Annotated in this window: 1 protein-coding gene; it reads right to left on the bottom strand. The window is 66.3% G+C overall.

Translation table 11 applies throughout. The features are described from left to right. Window positions 1-231, bottom strand: a 231-nt coding sequence (locus SB822_RS58860; protein ID WP_410859344.1) for a hypothetical protein, incomplete at its 3' end; no start/stop codon positions are given. Window positions 232-255: the final 24 nt, after the last annotated feature.

The following is a 255-nucleotide window of genomic DNA, read 5'->3' as shown; positions in this document are numbered from 1 at the left end:
CTCGACATTGAACGTGCACGTGCCGTACTGACGGTTGATCTCCATCTTCCAGTCGTCGTCGCGCGGCGACTCGCCCAGCATGTCCAGGCTGTACTGCCGACCGCCCACCAGATCGTCACGCAGGGCTTCCAGGCGTCCCAGGTCATCGCGGCTGGCTTCGCATGCGCGGGCATCCTGCGAACAGTCCACCCATTTGTCGCCCGTGCGGGCCAGCAGGCCGCCGATGAACATGCGCGTATGCGCCGCCTCTGCGCC

Origin of the sequence: Paraburkholderia sp. SIMBA_054 (assembly GCF_046534875.1) — a bacterium.
GTDB classification, from domain to species: domain Bacteria; phylum Pseudomonadota; class Gammaproteobacteria; order Burkholderiales; family Burkholderiaceae; genus Paraburkholderia; species Paraburkholderia hospita.
The sequence above is the reverse complement of the archived record's forward strand: the minus strand, read 5'-3'. Positions and strand labels throughout refer to the sequence as shown.